Origin of the sequence: Gemmiger formicilis (genome assembly GCF_018784445.1) — a bacterium.
Lineage (GTDB): Bacteria > Bacillota > Clostridia > Oscillospirales > Ruminococcaceae > Gemmiger.
Map to the genome: position 1 here is coordinate 1 of NZ_WQOH01000099.1, position 206 is coordinate 206.

1 protein-coding gene is annotated in these 206 nt (G+C 51.9%); it reads right to left on the bottom strand.

The annotated features are described in order from the left end of the window. Positions 1-206: hypothetical protein (locus GPK89_RS15380; protein WP_215694475.1), on the bottom strand; the 206-nt coding region annotated here is incomplete at both ends.

The following is a 206-nucleotide window of genomic DNA, read 5'->3' on the forward strand; positions in this document are numbered from 1 at the left end:
TACCGCTGCACAACATTGGCTTGGGCAGCAGTCATACCGCGCAGTTGCACACTGCCGACACTATTGTGCTGCATCAGTGCATCAAACCGCTGCATATCCACGGCTGTAACCTTGCCGTTTTCGTCCTGCGTTGTAAAATCGCCGGAATAATACTGATCTGTCTGCAGGATCTTTTCTTCAAGGGTCATCCGGCTCATCAGGTCGCT